Source organism: Blautia sp. MSK.20.85 (genome assembly GCF_013317245.1).
Lineage (GTDB): Bacteria > Bacillota > Clostridia > Lachnospirales > Lachnospiraceae > Blautia_A.
The window spans coordinates 14,068-31,679 of the sequence record NZ_JAAIUN010000007.1 but is presented as its reverse complement, the minus strand read 5'-3'; the positions used below and the strand labels follow the sequence as shown (position 1 = coordinate 31,679).

At 43.5% G+C, this 17,612-nt stretch carries 12 protein-coding genes and 1 other annotated feature (1 of these 13 running past the window's edge); of the genes, 4 read left to right on the top strand and 8 right to left on the bottom strand.

Translation table 11 applies throughout. From position 1 onward, the window contains the following. Positions 1–80, bottom strand: a sequence feature (ribosomal protein L10 leader region) (it extends 57 nt beyond the left edge of the window). A 50-nt stretch (positions 81–130) separates the two neighbouring features. Then, positions 131–760, bottom strand: a complete 630-nt coding sequence (upp, locus tag G5B12_RS05705; protein ID WP_059086661.1) for a uracil phosphoribosyltransferase — start codon at positions 758–760, stop codon at positions 131–133. Positions 761–866: 106 nt separating this feature from the next. Next, a complete protein-coding gene (locus G5B12_RS05700) occupies positions 867–1,763 on the bottom strand; it encodes a Cof-type HAD-IIB family hydrolase (protein ID WP_173734166.1) in 897 nt (298 codons plus the stop codon). Between the two features lie 181 nt (positions 1,764–1,944). Between G5B12_RS05700 and G5B12_RS05695 the strand changes: the two genes are divergently transcribed. Continuing rightward, positions 1,945–3,048 carry an FAD:protein FMN transferase gene (locus tag G5B12_RS05695; RefSeq protein WP_173761022.1) on the top strand — a complete coding sequence of 368 codons (1,104 nt, stop codon included), beginning with the start codon at positions 1,945–1,947 and terminating at the stop codon, positions 3,046–3,048. A gap of 40 nt (positions 3,049–3,088) precedes the next feature. On the opposite strand, the gene G5B12_RS05690 is transcribed toward G5B12_RS05695, so the two are convergent. The 5 genes from G5B12_RS05690 to G5B12_RS05670 form a co-directional block, all read right to left on the bottom strand. Further along, positions 3,089–3,343, bottom strand: a complete 255-nt coding sequence (locus G5B12_RS05690) for a hypothetical protein (protein WP_059086658.1) — start codon at positions 3,341–3,343, stop codon at positions 3,089–3,091. Between the two features lie 106 nt (positions 3,344–3,449). Next, positions 3,450–5,618, bottom strand: coding sequence for a glycoside hydrolase family 2 protein (locus tag G5B12_RS05685; RefSeq protein ID WP_118368586.1), 2,169 nt, complete (start codon positions 5,616–5,618; stop codon positions 3,450–3,452). Between the two features lie 9 nt (positions 5,619–5,627). Next, the gene (locus G5B12_RS05680; protein WP_015526309.1) at positions 5,628–6,470 is read right to left on the bottom strand and encodes a carbohydrate ABC transporter permease; all 843 of its coding nucleotides are present in this window, start codon (positions 6,468–6,470) and stop codon (positions 5,628–5,630) included. Next, the gene (locus tag G5B12_RS05675; protein WP_015526310.1) at positions 6,467–7,339 is read right to left on the bottom strand and encodes a carbohydrate ABC transporter permease; all 873 of its coding nucleotides are present in this window, start codon (positions 7,337–7,339) and stop codon (positions 6,467–6,469) included. Before G5B12_RS05675 ends, G5B12_RS05680 begins: the two co-directional genes overlap by 4 nt. A 59-nt stretch (positions 7,340–7,398) precedes the next feature. Further along, a complete protein-coding gene (locus tag G5B12_RS05670) occupies positions 7,399–8,706 on the bottom strand; it encodes an ABC transporter substrate-binding protein (RefSeq protein ID WP_059086656.1) in 1,308 nt (435 codons plus the stop codon). A 212-nt stretch (positions 8,707–8,918) separates the two neighbouring features. On the opposite strand from G5B12_RS05670, the gene G5B12_RS05665 reads away from it, so the two are divergent. The 3 genes from G5B12_RS05665 to G5B12_RS05655 all read left to right on the top strand — a co-directional run bounded on the left by G5B12_RS05665 (position 8,919) and on the right by G5B12_RS05655 (position 13,899). Further along, positions 8,919–10,709, top strand: coding sequence for a sensor histidine kinase (locus G5B12_RS05665; RefSeq protein ID WP_021976597.1), 1,791 nt, complete (start codon positions 8,919–8,921; stop codon positions 10,707–10,709). Between the two features lie 18 nt (positions 10,710–10,727). Next, complete coding sequence (locus G5B12_RS05660; RefSeq protein ID WP_173734169.1) at positions 10,728–12,317, top strand: response regulator transcription factor; 1,590 nt, start codon at positions 10,728–10,730, stop codon at positions 12,315–12,317. 208 nt (positions 12,318–12,525) lie between these two features. After that, the gene (locus G5B12_RS05655; protein ID WP_021652213.1) at positions 12,526–13,899 is read left to right on the top strand and encodes a sodium-dependent transporter; all 1,374 of its coding nucleotides are present in this window, start codon (positions 12,526–12,528) and stop codon (positions 13,897–13,899) included. A gap of 179 nt (positions 13,900–14,078) precedes the next feature. Here G5B12_RS05655 and G5B12_RS05650 read toward each other — a convergent pair whose 3' ends face one another. Further along, entirely contained in the window at positions 14,079–17,471 is a 3,393-nt protein-coding gene (locus tag G5B12_RS05650; RefSeq protein WP_174087890.1) for a DEAD/DEAH box helicase, read from the bottom strand. Between the last annotated feature and the right edge of the window lie 141 nt (positions 17,472–17,612).

Genomic DNA, 17,612 nt, shown 5'->3' with positions numbered 1-17,612 from the left:
AGAATACTTGGACCTCGGTAGGCGTTTTGATCCTTATGCCTTACGGCACCTACTGTCTTCGGCAGCGTTCTTAGGTACAATACCATAACAGTGCCGGGTGTGTCAAGTATTTTTTAAGATTTTTTCAAAATTATTTAGTACCAAAAATACGGTCTCCGGCATCTCCAAGTCCCGGGCAGATGTAAGCGTTCTCATTGAGCTCTCTGTCAAGGGAACCACAGTAGATCTGTACATCCGGATGTGCCTCGTGAAGTCGTTTCAGTCCTTCCGGTGCTGCAATGATGCACATAAACTTGATATTCTTTCCGCCCTGTTTCTTAACAAAATCAATAGCAGCCTCGCCGGAACCGCCTGTTGCAAGCATCGGGTCAACGATTACTGCAATACGCTCATCAATGGATTCCGGAAGTTTGCAGTAGTACTCATGCGGCTCATGTGTCTCAGGATCTCTGTAAAGACCTACATGTCCCACTTTGGCAGATGGCACCAGTGTCAGGATACTGTTTACCATTCCAAGACCTGCACGGAGTACCGGGATAACAGCCAGCTTCTTACCGGCGATCATAGGTGTCCTGCATGTCTCGATCGGTGTCTCCACTTCCACTTCCTCTGTAGGAAGATCACGAAGTGCCTCGTATCCCATAAGGATGCCGATCTCCTCCACCAGTTTACGGAACTCATTTGTTCCTGTGTTCTTGTCACGGAGCATTGAAATTTTGTGTTTGATCAGCGGATGATCCATAATATAAACATTTTCCATTGTGATTTCCTCTCTTGTTCCGACGCAGCCGATACGCCTGCCACATCTGTGATTTTTTATCTTATTACATTATAATATATATAGTGTTTTTCCAAAAGGGGGAGTTTTACTTTTGAAGTTTTAATTCTCCGTCTCCGGCAGCAATAGCCTGATCGATCGCCCAGGCAACTCCAAATTCCTGGTTGGTCTTTGTTATATATTTTGCCACCTCTTTGATCCCGGGAACGGAATTTCCCATGGCTACCGTGGCGCCGAAATCCATAGACAGCATGGAATAATCATTAAAGCTGTCCCCAAGCACCATTACCTCATCCATTGTATATCCAAGAGATTCTATATATTCCTTCAACACAGGACCTTTCTGGGCTCTGACTTCCGTCACCTCCTGGTTCAGGATAAAGGAAGATGCCACCGCAAGCTCAGGATTCTGTCCAAGCTTCTCCCCGATCTCCTGAAGCATGTCCACATCTCCTGCAAAAATAAAGATCTTGTACACAGGCGTCTCACATTCTTCCAGAGAACGGATATCTGAGATTCCTCTGGTATTTCCGGCAATCTGCAGGAACTGAGCAGAGTTACGGATCTTTTCATCGCTGTCATTTTTGTCCATATGGAAAAGTCTTATCTGGCGGATAATACCCTCCTCGATCTCCTTCTTAGTTCCAAGCCGGTAATCATACCTGTCTGTAAAAAATATAACAGATACAGGATATTCTTTAAGTTCCTCATAGACCTCCTCGCAGAGATCAATGGGGATCGGCGTACGTTTCACTACTTCTCTCTGTGGGTTTCTCACCTCTGCTCCACTGCTTAAGATGTAATCACAGGTAATATCTGTATCCTTCAGTGCGTCCATGGCTCCACGGAAATTACGTCCTGTAGCCACCATAAAACGGATTCCCGCATCACAGGCACGTTTAATGGCAACCTGAGTTTCCGGTGCGATCTTATGGTCATCCCCAAGAAGGGTTCCGTCCATATCACTGGCGATCACTTTTATCATAAGTTCCTTCTCCTTTGAGCATTTTAATCTTCTGTGAGAAATTATAGCTTACAGGAACCGGAATTACAAGATGGGACAGATAAAGCGGGCATTTATATTCCCCTTTGCTGCCACCATGTCCTGTGATATAATTCTTTGCATATATTTTCTTATTATATTATTTCATTCTGATGGAGGAATCATGCTAAAAAAATCATATATATACCGGACCTTCACCCGGCTTTTATCTGTCACGCTGCTGATCAGTTTCTGTTTTCTTTTTGCCGGATGCGAACAAACCCAAACCAACACTGATGAGCAGGAACCTGTCAGTGTTTCTGATTTTAAACTGAACACAGTTGTTGATATCAAGATCTATGATTCCAGGGACAGATCTCTCCTTGATGACTGTCTCTCTCTCTGCGACAGATATGAGCTTGTTTTCAGCCGTACCAATGAAGACAGTGAACTGTACAGACTGAACCACAGAGAAGACCAGGGCCAGGAATCCGGCAGTTTTCCTTATAAGATAAGTACAGATCCTGATTCACAGAAGGAAACCTGGATGATTTCCCCCCAGCTTGCAGATCTTCTGGATGAAGGACTTGCCTTTACCAAGGAATCCGGAGGTGCTTTTGATATTGCCATTGCGCCTCTTACCTCTCTGTGGGATTTTACCGCAGAAGATCCCCAGGTACCGGCAGACAATGATATCCAGACAGCACTGCCACTGTGCAGCTCTGATGGCGTAGAGCTTAACGGGCAGAAGCTTACTCTTCCTTCTCCCGACACTGCCTTTGACGTAGGGGCTATTGCCAAAGGCTATATTGCCGACCGCATCAGTGAATACCTGAAAAAAAGCGGCGTAAAAAGTGCCATCATCAATCTGGGCGGCAATGTTCTCTGTATTGGAGGACGGCCTGACGGAGAGCCATTTAAGGTTGGCGTTCAGAAGCCTTTTGCTGACCGCAATGAAACGGCTGCTGTAGTGGATATCAACGGACGTTCAGTTGTTTCTTCGGGAATCTACGAACGCTGCTTTAAGCAGGACGGAAAACTCTATCATCACATCCTGGATCCACACACCGGATATCCTTATGATAACGGTCTGATCTCCGTCACTATCATTTCTGACCGTTCCGTGGACGGCGATGCCTTAAGCACCACCTGCTTTGCACTGGGCCTGAAAAAAGGTCTTGCCTTCGCAGAAAAAAAAGGTGTCCAGGCTGTCTTCATCACCAAAGACTATGAGCTTCACTATACAAAAGATTTCCAGAAAAAAATAAAAGTTTCACAGGTCGACTGATCTGTGAAACTTTTATCTGTGATAGTATCTGCTGCTCTTTTTAATTAGGTGTGATCATATCCGGCCAGGACAGGATTTCCCTAGAGATGATCTCTTCGTAATCACCTTCCACATCCTCACTTCTTCCGGCTGCAAACACATTGGTCTCAGCACCCCATACACTGTCCTCATACTCCCATACGTGGAACTTCAGCCCGCGGAACATAAAATCAATGCTTCCGCAGCCATCCTCTTCCGTATACTCAAATGGGATCTTCTTGGTATTCAGTGCTTCCTGCACTTTCTGTAAACGCATATACTCTCGCTCCTTCCACGCCGAAAATCTTTCTTTATATCAAGTATAGCATGTTGTGATTTTCGACACAAGGAAAGGATGAAAGTGGCTGTGAGCTACGGATATCTCAGGCCCAGTAGAGTCTCATTCCAAACTCATGGCTCATACGGTCCGGATGCCCATCAACTCTTGAAAGCAAAGTACAGATATCCTGATAGGTATTCTTTGCCATACATTTACCGCTATTATCAGAAAGAATTAGTGTAAGGTTCCACTTCTTGCCTTTTCCGTATTCTTTCTCAAAGGTTTTTACCATGACACGGCTGTCTGCCGGAACTTCTGCTTTAACACTTCCCTTTTCCACCAGTTCTCCGTTCAATGTTTCTGTAATGATCCATGTAAGTTCACACTCTCCCAGAGCTCCATCTGTATCATTTACAATATACAGACTGTCCAGATAATCTTTGTGCTTTGCAAAAGCACCCACTGGTGCGTTGCTTTCCAGTATAGCCTGAAGACCCTTTTTGGGAATTCCCCACCAGTCATATAATCCGTAGAAGCTCTGAGGACACAGATCGATAAACATAAACTGTATATATCCTGAGCAAGGTTCATATTTCTGGATCCTGTAATGCTCTGTATAATATTTCAGAAGCTTATACTGATATTCCTGGATCTTCGGGATATCATCCACCAGTTTTTCCAGACGATGATATACCTCCGGAACAGTTTTCAGATTTTCACTGCTGCCCGGTGCATCAAATCCGTACTCTGTATTCAGCTTTTCTGTCTGCTCATAAATATCTGCATATTCTCCACCGCATAAAGAACCCAGATAATTATGGCTGTCCCCGCTAAGCAGATCGTCTTCGCAGAAAGAACCCTTGATGATCGGTCTGCCCGGATCCATCTTCTGTACTTCCCTGTACAAAGCAGGTCCCGGATTTTCCTCCATAAATCTCCTTCTCACATTTCCATCCGGATCAATACATCCCGGTTCATTCATAATGATCCAGCAGATCAGAGACGGATGATGCTTCAGAAGTTTCACATTTTCTCTGTAAACATCTGCAAATCTCTGCGCCCATTCATCTGTTGAAGGATGCGTCCAGTTGTACTCCGAATCCTGAAAAACTGCAATTCCCAGCTCGTCACACAGATCATAAAAAACTTCCTGCTCTGTGTGGACATGTACTCGTACCAGATTAAAACCTGCCGCCTTTACATTAAGAAGATCTCTCAGGTACCGTTCCTTTGTCATTGCAGAAATATAACAATCCGGAAAATAAGAGGTTCCTCTTATATACAGTTTCCTGTTATTAAGCCAGAATCTTGTTATTTTTTCATTACGCTCAATCTGAATGTCCCGAAAAGCAAAATTCGTTGTTCTGCTGCTCAGTATGTCTTTTCCCCTGCTTAACGTAAGTTCTGCCTGATACATCCAGGGATAACCATGATCCCATGTGGACCACAGTCTGACATCTTCCACTTTAAGCTCACATTTAAAACCTGTCTCTGCTTTCTCTGCCATTATCTGAACAGTTTTTTCTGTCTTTATAAGACCGGACTCTTTTTCCCGGATCTTTACATTAAAATCATATGTCTCCCCGGATTTCAGACCTCGCGCTTCAGTTTCCACATATACGTCTGCTTTCCTTACATCCGGATCCAGTTCATACTTCAGATCTGTCTGATCTTCCAGAACACCTTCTTCTGTCAGGATCAGTTCCACTTTTCCGTAGATTCCTACAGGATTTACATCTCTCTGGATAAATGTATCAGAATGTTCGTAGGTACCTTTTACCATATTTCTTTTTACCAGGTGGGTTCTGGAATCCTGTGCATCCAGCTCCACCTCATCATCCCATGGAGAACTTACCTTTACAATGAGATAATTTTTCTCTCCAAAAACAAGCTTATCTTTTACATTAAAGGAAAATGGAGCGGAATATCCTTCATGCTCTCCAAGAAATTCTCCGTTAATCCATACTTTTCCATAATAATCAACATTGGTAAATTTAAGGACAGCATCCGTAACTTTCTGATCCGGAACTTCAAACTCTGTTTTGTACCACCAGGGCGCCTGATTGAAATATCTCAGTTCACGCCCGAAATATGGCTGTCTGGCATAGATAAGCTGCAGATGTTTCAGTTCCTCCAGTTCCTCCCATTCAGACACCTGGGAACCTACGGAAGTATCCGCTTCCCTGGCAGCATAAAGCCCGGTCTTTTCCCCTGTATCATGAACATCCTGCAAAATTTTCCATCCTTGTTTCAATTCAATCCTTGTTTCCATTTCAGCCTCCTAACTCTTGACCGCACCTGCAGCCATACCTTCGATTATGTTTTTGTTAAGAATAAAATACACGATCAGTGTAGGCAGGATCGATATTACGATCGCCGCAAATGTACTTCCCCAGTCCACTCTTCCGAACTGCCCCACAAAGTCATTCAGGCCAATTGGCAGAGTTTTCATATCAGAAGATGAGATAAATGTATTGGCATATGTAAATTCGTTCCATACAAAAACAAAATTGTATGTAAGAACTGTCATTGTAGTATTTTTAGCCATAGGTACCACGATCTTGCGGAATGTGGTTCCCATTGTGGCACCGTCAATAACTGCTGCTTCCAGAAGAGAATCCGGCATAAATTTAAAAAATCCGGTGTAAAGATAGATACACATTGGAAGTCCGAACCCGATCTGCGGAAGCACCAGTGCCCAGTATGTATTTCTCAGTCCGATCCTGTTATAAATCTGGAACATGGGTATAAGGCAGGAAAAAATAGGCACCATCATTCCAAACAGGAAAAATGCCATCAGTGCATTGGCATATTTTACCTTTACCTTGCTGATCACAAATGCAACCGGGCATCCCAGGACTACGATGCCAAGAAGTGTGAGAACTGCCACAACCGTACTGTTAAGAAAATATCTTGGAATGGATGAGATCGTCAGTGCGCTGATATAGTTTCCAAGATAAAATCCTGATGGCAGGGCATACTGTGCAGTATATGTCATTTCATCCGGTGTTTTCAGACTGGAGCAGATAACCCAGAAAATAGGGTAGACCTGTATCATGACAAAAATAAGGATCACTACATAGAACACAGCACGAATAGGTATATTTTTTCTTGATTTTATCATTCTGACCCATCTCCTTTCGCCGATCCCAGGCATTTCTGTATAATCCCTACTGCTACCAGACATTCAATGACCAGAAAAACGGACAATGTACTTCCATAGCCAAAGTCAGCCGAATTAAAAGCGGTTTTATACATATAAGTTGCCACCATCTCTGTTGATCTGGATTTATTGTCAAGAATATAGAATACATCAAAGGTTTTCAGACAACCATTTACAAGCATTACAATGACAATGCTGAATATATTTTTCACCAGTGGAAGCTTTATGTAACGATACTGTTGAAAAACATTGCAGCCATCCATTGTAGATGCCTCGATCACATCCTTTGATATGGATACAAATGCGGAATAAAAAATGATCATGTACAGACCACAGTATTTATATCCATCGATCAGGGTTATGGTAATCAGCGCTGTATGGGAATTTGCCAGCAAAGCGATAGGTTCCATTCCCAGTTTTTCCATCACATAGCAAACCAGGCCCTGGGGCTGGACAGAAAGCATTTTGGAAAAAATCTGGCAGATCGCCATAGATGAAATGATACATGGAATAAAATAAATAACCCGCAGAATATTTCCACCTTTGGAAATATGTGTAAGCAAAATTGCCAGGATCAGTCCTGCACATAACTGGAACAAACTTCCCAATACAACAAATTTAAGATTATTTACAACAGCCTCACGAAATGTCTCATCCTGAAACATCCTCACATAATTTTCCAGTCCGATAAACTTCATATCACCGATTCCATTCCAGGAAAAAAGACTGTAACCCATTGACCACAGAATTGGGATGATAACAGTAAGAATATATACGAACAGTGCAGGAAGAACAAACGGTAAAGGCTGGATTTTATTTCTGGGCTTCATATCCTCTCCCCTTTCATACGCAGATGCAGATAAAATTCCGCATCTGCGTATTCTCTCAGTTATTCTTCAGTGTCAAAATAATCAGATGCATACTGTTCTACAGCTTTGTCCATGTTTTCGCAGAACTCTTCAGGAGTTGATTCTCCCATTCCAAGGCTTGCCAACTCTTTTCTGTAAACCTCGTTTGTAGAAGGATCCAGACGAACATCCCAGCACTGGGCAAAAGTGCCGCAGTTCTCAAGATCACTTAAAATCTGCTGTGTAAGCTCCGGAAGCTTCTCCGAATCACTTGGCATCATGGATGGAAGCATATTGAACTCATACATTGCCGTATCAGCAAAATTATCCCATACATAACTGATGAAATCTTTCATCTCATCACTCATGGAATCCTTGAGAATGGCAGTTCCGATTCCACAATTCGCATAGTAATCATTTTCTCCTGTAGCGGTTCCTTCGCTGTCTACAGGAAGTTTGAACATGGAAATGTCATCTTTAAGATTTCCCTCATCATCTGTAAGATCCGGTGTATCCCATGTTCCGGTGTATAACATTGCCGCACCACTGTTCAGAAACAGATCCATCTGTGCGGTAGCATCTGAACTTGTCCATCCTTCACTGAAATACTGGGCTATATCCTGTGTATACTGGGCTGTTGCGATACCTGTCTCAGAATTAAATTTTTCTTTTCCCATTCTTGCATTGTCAATGAAGTCATTTCCTTCCAGTCTGAAAGCCTTAAATGCAGGATAACGCATGATCATGTCGTAATTTCCTGCGGATATCGGGGTCATTCCCGCATCTTTCAGCTTCTTGCACACATCCAGGAGGTCTTCCAGTGTCTGAGGTGTTTCAGTAATTCCGGCTTTTTCAAACATGTCTTTGTGATACCAGAAATACTCTACATTTCCCTGCCAGGTCATAAGGTAATTGCTTCCGTCACTGAGTTTCGGATAATTCAGTGCAATATCAAAGAACTTGTCTTTGATACCCAGTTCATCATAAAGGTCATCCACACTGTAGATCAGATCCTTTTTGCAAAGTCCTTCAAAAAATGCCTCCGGATCTGCGTCAAACCAGTCCGGCAGCTCATTGCTGGATGCAAGGATCTTGATCTTCTGAAGATATGTTTCTCTGTCTGCAATAGACTCTACATTGAATTCAAAATCCGGGTGATCTTTTTTATAATCTTCTGCAAGCTTCTTCAATGTTTTCAGTGCCGCATCTGTTTCGCCCCTGGCACTGATATAATTGATCACAAGTGGTTCGGAATCCTCTTTTTTATCTGCCCACACATTCATCATGCTGAATGAAGAGAGACACATCATTGTGGCAAGTGTAGCAGCCATCACTTTTTTTAATTTCATTTTCGTCCTCCTTTTGGTACATTTCTATTCATCCGGATTGAATATTTTGTTCCGCTTTCCTTATCGATGAGACCATTATATTAAATCCGTCCGGAAAAATACATGGAAAATCTTCGCTGTACCTGGAATATTTTCTCCAATCTTTCCCCCACACTTGTGAGAATTTTTCCCTTATTATATAATGTAGCCAATAAAACCAGAGGGGGGATTCCATGATAGAAAATCTGAAAAAAAAGGTGTTTCACTTATTTTTAGGAATCAGTCTGAAACGCAGGCTTTTTATTACATATCTGCTGCTCAGTTCTCTGATACTCATGCTTACTTCCGTGTTTTTTTATACTGCATCCAAAAAAGTACTGATCAAGCGTGCCGCACTTTCCAGTCAGCAGCAGCTATCCCTGATCACCAGCAACCTTGGAGAAAAGATCGATAATATATCAAACTATGCCATCACCCTTTCCATCAACAGCAATATCGCCGATGTTTTAAAAGAAAATCCCACAGTTCCCGAAAACACACTGGAACATTTTCTGGTAAATTCCGAGCTTACAGACCAGGCCCAGCGTATCATCGGACTTCACAAAAACATCTATGCCTGGGATATCCTGGATACAGAAAACCACTGGTTTCACAGCAGTACCACAGAAACAGATCAGCTTGATTCCATTTTAGGTCCCGAAGTCCTTGACAGCCTTCAGACTAATCTGGCCTTTCAGTTTCTCGGACCCTTCCAGATAAGTGGGGAGCCAACCTTTGTAGCCTTAAAAAGTATTACAAACATTGATAACACCAAATATCTGGGCGCCCTGGTCCTTCTGATCAGAGAAACAAATATTTCCTCTGCATTCCGCGACCTTCCGGACAGCTCTTCCAGGGATTTCTATATTACTGATGAAAATGGACAGATACTTTCCTCTTCTTCATCCGGAGGTATTTATAAAGACTTCTCATCCTATACAAAAATCAGTTCAGAGAATTATAAAACCCTGACAGAAACCGACAGGCAGTTTTTTTCCGTAGACGGCACTGACACTCTTTTTATCTGCAAATCCTATCCTGACCTGAACTGGAATGTGATCAACCTGATTCCTCTGGAAAGCCTGACTCTGGATCATATGGTGATCCTGCACAACATTCTTCTGATCAGCATTGTAGTGTTTATTTTATCTGTATTTTTTTCCATATTATGTACAGGTACTGTCACCGCACCTATACAGAAACTTGTAGAAAAAATGAAATCTGCGTCTGCCGGAAAGCTGAATATTTCTGCCAGTTACTCTTCAAATGATGAACTTGCAGTTCTCTATAACCAGTTTAACCTTATGATGCAGAAGATCCAGACATTACTTAACGATATCTATGAGGAACAAAATGCCAAACAGAAAATGGAAGTACGTCTTTTACAGTCCCAGATCAATCCCCATTTTCTTTATAATACTTTAAACACCATCAAGTCTCTCATAGAACTTGACATGAATGATACTGCAGTAAAAGCAGTGTCTTCCATGTCATCTTTCTACAGAAACTCTCTTTCAAAGGGACAGTTTATCATTCCTCTGCGCCAGGAGCTGCTTCTTACAGAACAGTATCTTTATATCCAGAATCTGCGGTATATGGATTTTGTTGATTACGAGATCACCTATGAGCCGTCCTGGGAGGATCATGGGGCAGAGATACCCAAGCTGACCATACAGCCTGTTGTGGAAAATATTTTTGTCCACGGACTTACCAGCCAGATATGCCATATTCACTTAAATGTTTCTATCAGAAATGGTACCATCTGTATTTCTGTTTCTGATAATGGTTCCGGTATCCCGCCGGAAAAACTTGCCGAACTTAACCGTTCTATCAGAGACTTCAAAACTGCCCGACATTCTTTCGGGCTTCCAAGTATCAACCACAGGATTGCTCTTCTCTACGGTGAGAATTACGGACTCACCATCGAAAGTTCACCTGAAAAGGGAACCACTGTAACCATAGTAATACCTGACAAAAAAATCTGATTGAGGGGGAAATATAAATTGAAAACACTCGTAATTATTGACGATGAAATTTTTTTCAGAAAATCTCTGATCAATTTTCTTGAAAAACAAAACATTTATAACATTGCAGGGGAAGCTAATAACGGACAGGCCGGAATCCAGCTTATTGAAAATGTCAAACCCGATATTGCCCTTGTGGATATATCCATGCCGGTTATGAGCGGTCTGGATATGATTGCAGCTCTTGGAACAGACTGTCATACCAGATTCATCCTTTCCACAGGATACGAAGATTTTGACTATGCCAAAAAAGCCATCTCTCTTCAGGTCCGCGGATACCTCCTGAAGCCACTGGATCACCGGGAGCTTATGGAGACACTCCAGAAAGTAAGTGACGAGATCGATCAGGAAAATTCCAGAAACAGTTATGTGAATAATTATTTTCAGTTCCGCGATCTGTATACACGACAAATGCAGCTTAATTTCTTCCAGAAAGTGATCAGTGGAACAACCATTTCCCCGGATGATCTGGAAAAAATTCCGGTTCATAAAACTTCCGATTATCTTACCATTCTTATGGAGATCCACAATGCCAATCCGGAAATATGGGATGAAAAAGGTGATTTTTCTCTGCTCCACACCATCCTGGAAAATATATGCAGGGAAATCTTACAGCCTGTGTGCAAAGAGCTTATTTACATTGACTATTCTCAGATGAGACAGTATATCATCATGGAAAAAAGCTCTGATTTTTCTTTTACCGATCTGGAACAATCCTGTCTCAGACTTGCCGGGATATATGATAATATCGCACAGATTTCCACTTTTTTCTGCTGTGGAACACCTCATGAAGGCGTGGAAGGAATCCGCTATTCCTATGAAGAGGCTCTTTCTGTTTTTCATAACAGAACTGCGTCTTCTTCCGGATTTCTTTATTTCACGCCCCAGTCCCATTCCGGTGATTTTACATTAAAGCCTCTGGTTTATAATGATATCCTGATCTTTCTGCGCCAGCAAAATTCACCGGCTCTCTGTAAATATATTGATGAATATTTCAACGATATCATCACCAAAAAAATCCATATCCGGCAGACCTGGAGTGTAGCTGCTGCTTTTCTTACTGTACTTGACGGTTTTATCACGGAGTGCAGTCAGCGTGAAACGCTTTTTCCTCTTCTGGAAAACGCCCTGAATACTTACCAGAACTGCCAGAGTGCCCTGCAGTTAAAACAACTGCTCCAGTCTACCTGCAAGGCAGTTCTGGATTCTCTTGCTGATGAAAAAAATCCGCGGAAGTCAGCTCTTGTATCCCAGGTTCAGGAATATATCTGTCTGAATTTTAATCAGCCGGATCTTCGTCTTGAAACCATTGCTTCCCATTTTTTTGTCAATCCCCAGCATCTCTCTACTGTATTCAGTCAGGAATCCGGAGTTACACTTACCTCATATATCAATGTCTGCCGCATGAAAAAAGCCAGACAGTTTCTTCTGGAAGACAGCCCTTCCATTCAAAATGTAGCTTCTTTATGCGGATTTTCTGATTCCGGATATTTCAGTAAATGTTTCCGGAAATATTACGGGATCTCTCCGAAAAATTTCGTATCCCTGACTGAAGAGAATAGTTATTAAAGCGGACATTCAGATTCTGTTGATGTTTTTATTTCTTTAAAGTGTAACGATCCACCACTTTATCTTGTTAAAATAATGTTTTATTTTAACATATGTTTTATGCAAAATGCAAGTTCTTTTTATTGTGCAATATCGAGGAATGTGTTAAGATAAAACTTGCGACTTTATACAAATAGCAGTTTACCAAACTGCAACAATGAGGTGAGTTATGAAAGAAAGAGAAAAACTTGGATCCCGTCTGGGATTCATTCTGATTTCTGCTGGCTGTGCCATCGGAATCGGAAACGTCTGGAAATTCCCTTACATGGCCGGACAGGGCGGTGGCGGCACATTCGTACTGTTTTACCTGATCTTCCTGGCCCTTCTTGGACTTCCTGTTATGACTATGGAGTTTTCTGTTGGACGTGCCAGCCAGAAGAGTCCTGTCAAAGCATATTACGCACTGGAAAAACCAGGACAGAAATGGCACATCCATGGATATATCACTCTGATCGGATGTTATCTCCTGATGATGTTTTACACCACTGTTACAGGCTGGATGCTGAATTACTTCTATATGACAGCCACCGGTAAATTCCAGGGACTTGATTCCGACGGTGTTGCAGGACAGTTTACCAACATGCTTGGCCAGCCCGTTACTATGGGATTCTGGATGATCGTTGTTGTTATTGCAGGTGTTTTTGTCTGCTCCCGCGGTCTTCAGAACGGCCTTGAAAAAGTTACCAAGGTTATGATGATCTCTCTTCTGGTGATCATGGTTGTTCTTGCCATCAACAGTTTTACCATGGATGGTGCCAAAGAGGGACTGAAATTCTACCTGATCCCGGATTTCGAGCGTATGAAAGAAATCGGTATTATTTCTACCATTACCGGTGCTATGAACCAGGCATTCTTTACTCTCAGCCTTGGTATCGGTGCTATGGCTATCTTCGGAAGCTACATCGGAAAAGATCATGCACTGCTTGGTGAATCCATGAATATTGCGCTTCTGGATACTTTTGTTGCGATCACCTCCGGACTTATTATTTTCCCGGCATGTTTCACATTCAATGTTGACCAGACTTCCGGACCGAGCCTGATCTTCATCACACTGCCGAATATTTTCAACCACATTCCGCTTGGAAGACTGTGGGGAAGCCTGTTCTTCATCTTTATGTCATTTGCAGCTTTCTCTACCATCCTGGCTGTATTTGAAAATATTATTTCCTGCGGTATGGAGCTTACCGGCTGGAGCCGAAAAAAATCCAGTCTTGTAAATGCCATCGCCATCATCCTTCTGTCTCTGCCATGCGTACTTGGATACAATGTATGGTCCTGGGACTGGCTCAAGGTATTCGGCGGCGCAATTCTCGACCTTGAAGATTTTCTGGTAAGCAACATTCTGCTCCCGCTTGGTTCTCTTGTATACCTGCTTTTCTGTGTTTCCAAACGGGGCTGGGGCTGGGAAAACTTCACAAAAGAAGCCAACACCGGAAAAGGCATGAAGATCCGGAAATGGATGCGCGGATACATCACTTATATCCTGCCGCTGATCATTCTGTTTATCTTCTTCTTTGGTCTGTACGATAAGTTTTTTGCATAAAATAAAACACCCCTGACGGATATCGTATGTGATTTACACACGCGATTTCCATCGGGGGTGTTTTTGTTGAGTCAGGCGGATATTCACAGCCTGCATTCTTCCCGATACAAGCAAGTCCCCTCACCGCGTATTGCTTTTCGTAATTGAAGCAGGGAACTTACTTGATTCGGTTAAGAATTTTACCTGCCTAGCAGCTCCAGTACTTCCTCTCTGCTGATCAAAGCCTGGCCGATTCCCTCGCCGCTTAAGATCTCATCAGCCAGTTCCCGTTTTCTTTCCTGAAGAGCCCGGATTCGTTCTTCTATGGTGTCTTTCATAAAGAGGCGGTAGACACTGACAACGTTCTGCTGACCGATGCGGTGGGCGCGGTCTGTGGCCTGGTTCTGCACGGCAAGATTCCACCAGGGATCATAATGGATCACGATATCTGCCGCAGTAAGATTTAAGCCTGTTCCTCCTGCTTTCAATGAAATGCAGAAAACAGAAGTATCATCCTCATTAAATGCATGTACCATCTGCGCCCGTTTTTCCTTGGAAGTCGATCCGGTCAACATATAAAAAGAAACTTTTGCTTTTTTCAGACGGACAGCCAGCACATCCAGCATGGTAGTAAACTGGGAAAACAACAAGAGCTTATGTCCGCCATTCACCGCATTCTGAACCAACTCCATGCACATCTCCAGCTTGGAAGAATTCCCTTTGTATCCTTCATATACAAGTCCCGGATAACAGCAGATCTGCCGCAGCCTCGTGATCTCTGCAAGGATCTGCAGTTTAGAAGTGCGAAACTCCGCATCCGACTGCATCCCAAGCATCAGGCGAAGCCGTTCCGTATGGGCCTCATACAGCTCCTTCTGCTCGCTTTCCAACGGGGAAAACATATCTTTTTCCAGCTTATCCGGAAGATCCTTCAGCACATCCCTCTTCAATCTCCGCAGCACAAAAGGACGGATCATTTTCTGCAGACGCTCCATCGCATCGGAATTGCTGTACTGCACAGCTGGAAGCTCTATTTCCTTGCGGAATTTCTCATAAGAATACAAAAATCCCGGCATCAGAAAATCAAAAATACTCCACAGCTCACTAAGCCTGTTCTCCACCGGTGTACCGGTCAGCGCAAGCCTGAATTCCGACCGAATCTCTTTCACAGCCTTTGCCACCTGAGTTCCGTGATTCTTGATATACTGCGCCTCATCAATGATCTGCACAGCAAAATCCAGGTTCTGATAAGCCTTCAGATCCCGTTTCAGAAGGTCATAGGAAGTGATCAGAACCTCCCGTTCTCCCGCATTTTTGATCAGTGCTTTCCTCTCCTTCACATCACCAGTCACAACGGTAGCCGGAAGTCCCGGCGCAAAACGTTCGATCTCGTTCATCCAGTTAAACACCAGCGAAGCAGGCGTTATCACAAGGGCACGTCTGTTTTCTCCCGGCGCAGATTCCTGAAATTCTGACCAGAGAAATGTGATCACCTGGAGGGTTTTTCCAAGTCCCATATCATCTGCCAGGATCCCTCCAAACTGATTATGCTTCAGAGTTTTGATCCAGTAAAAGCCCTCTTTCTGATAGCCCCGGAGGATTTTTTCCTGCTCCCTGGGAATCTGAAATTTATGTTCTTCCATTGTCTGCATGTTCCGGATCAACGCACGAAAGGCATTGTCCTTCTCTACCTTGATCAGATCGCCGCCCTTCAGCTGACTGTCCAGATACATAGCACGATAGGCCGGAACCTGAGTCTTTCCTTTTTTCAGTTCACGATCACTGATCTGCAGTCCATTTTTCAGAGCAGAAAGCTCCCTGAGCTGACCATCGGAAACATCCAGAAAGCTGCCATCCTTCAGACGAAAATATTTTTTCCTGCGATCGTACCTGGAAAGAATATCAAAAAGCTGCGCCTGATCCATCCCCTCCACATCCAGATCCAGGTTCAGAAGTCCGGCTGACAGAGAAACGCCAAGACGGATGTTTGGCAGCTTTGTCACCCGCATCTGTTTGATGGACTGGGAAATATAGACAGCTGCAACTTTCTGCATGGCAGGGATCCCTTCAGTAAGAAGCTGGTAGAGCTTTTCTTCGGAAGCTTTCACACTGTCGGGCTTCCCTGAACCTTCCCTGCACAAAGATTCCAGTTCCTCGGCACGACAATCCAATGCCAGCTCCATCCGCTGGTCATCATATCCGTTAAAATATTTTGACAGCAGCGCAAACACACCAAGCTCTCCCGGAATATCCCTGGTGCGGGCAGACACATCTCGGTCAAAAACCGAAAATTTATCCTTCCCGTAAACAGAAAATGCCTTACAGGTGATCCAGTCACGCTCCGGCGCATCCAGATAGATCTCATATGCAGCCTTGTAGCATTCAAGACCTGTTTCTTCCGGGAAATCCCTGAGATCACAGTGGAAAAATTTTTTCAGGGAAGGAAGCAGCTCACGCACAAACGCAGGCACATCCGGTTCATCAATAAAGCCTCGGCCTGCAGGAAGCCGCTCCAGACAGGCAACAAATTCCTCCACTGCTCCAAGCTTCTGCCTGGAAACCAGATATACCTTCGCATTATCAAAATACATATGATACCGTATGCCTGTCACACTGTATACCGGCGCGATCTCAAGAGATAACCCCTGATCCTTCTTCCGGATCATCAGCGTCCTGTCCGGAATTTCTCTGACAGAATGCCATGTTGTCTCCGGATCATTGTTCATTTTGAACTTGAAACTTTTTTCGCCAAGTATAAGAAGCAGATCCTCAAGTTCTTTTCTATCAACGGTAAGATCCCTCACCTTTTCCACAGCTATATTCTTCAGCTGTTCATATCTGGACATGTAAGTGCCATGATGATTCTCGACCCATTCCCGGATAAAGGACAGCACGCTTCTGGATCCTTCTGAAAAGGCTTCATCGGAATGGATAAATTCTAGATTTTTTCCATAAGAAACCTTCTCATTATGATCCAGATTCCACACAAAGGCCAACACATCCTTGAGGATATATTTTTTCTCACAGCCAACGCGGAATTCCACGGTAAAACAATTTCTCACAGAATTAAATTTCAGGCAGGTTTCCAGCTCCACCCTGCCAAAATACGGATCCCCGGAAAACGGAAGCATACGGCTGTATAGCTGACGATTAAGGAGGCTTTTCAGCTCAACGGTGGTTTTCGTTGCAGGCTGCCCTGGTCCGGATAAAGCAGCCGGAAATGCTGTTCCGCTGAATAACTCTGCCTGCTTCTGTTCCTCATCCTGCTGTCTGCGGATTTCCACACGCTCATAGGCCTTACGGTCTCCATATTCCAGAAGCACTGCCACGCAATGCTTACAGATCCCGGAATAGCTGCGAAAGGCCGGGCAGTCACAGTATGCTTCTTTTATGCGGTCCGCTTCTGTATCATACTGAAAGCCTGTATTGTATACATTACGCCCACTTCCCTTCACTGCTGCAGATATTTTATCCACAGCTCCTTCCGACTTAATATCCAGCGACTGGATTCTCTTTCCGGTACGATAAATATCAAGACCTCTCTGATATGCCATTGTATTACAAAGTGCCCGTATGGCTGTTCGTTTAAGCATGTATCTTTCCCTTCTTTTCTTATCGCGTTTCTTCCATTATAAAAGGAGACCTGCACTGTGACAAGTCTCCTTATAGTACTCATTGATATCTCATTCCTGATCTGCCTATAGCATTTCCATAAAATCCCGCATCAGGTTCAG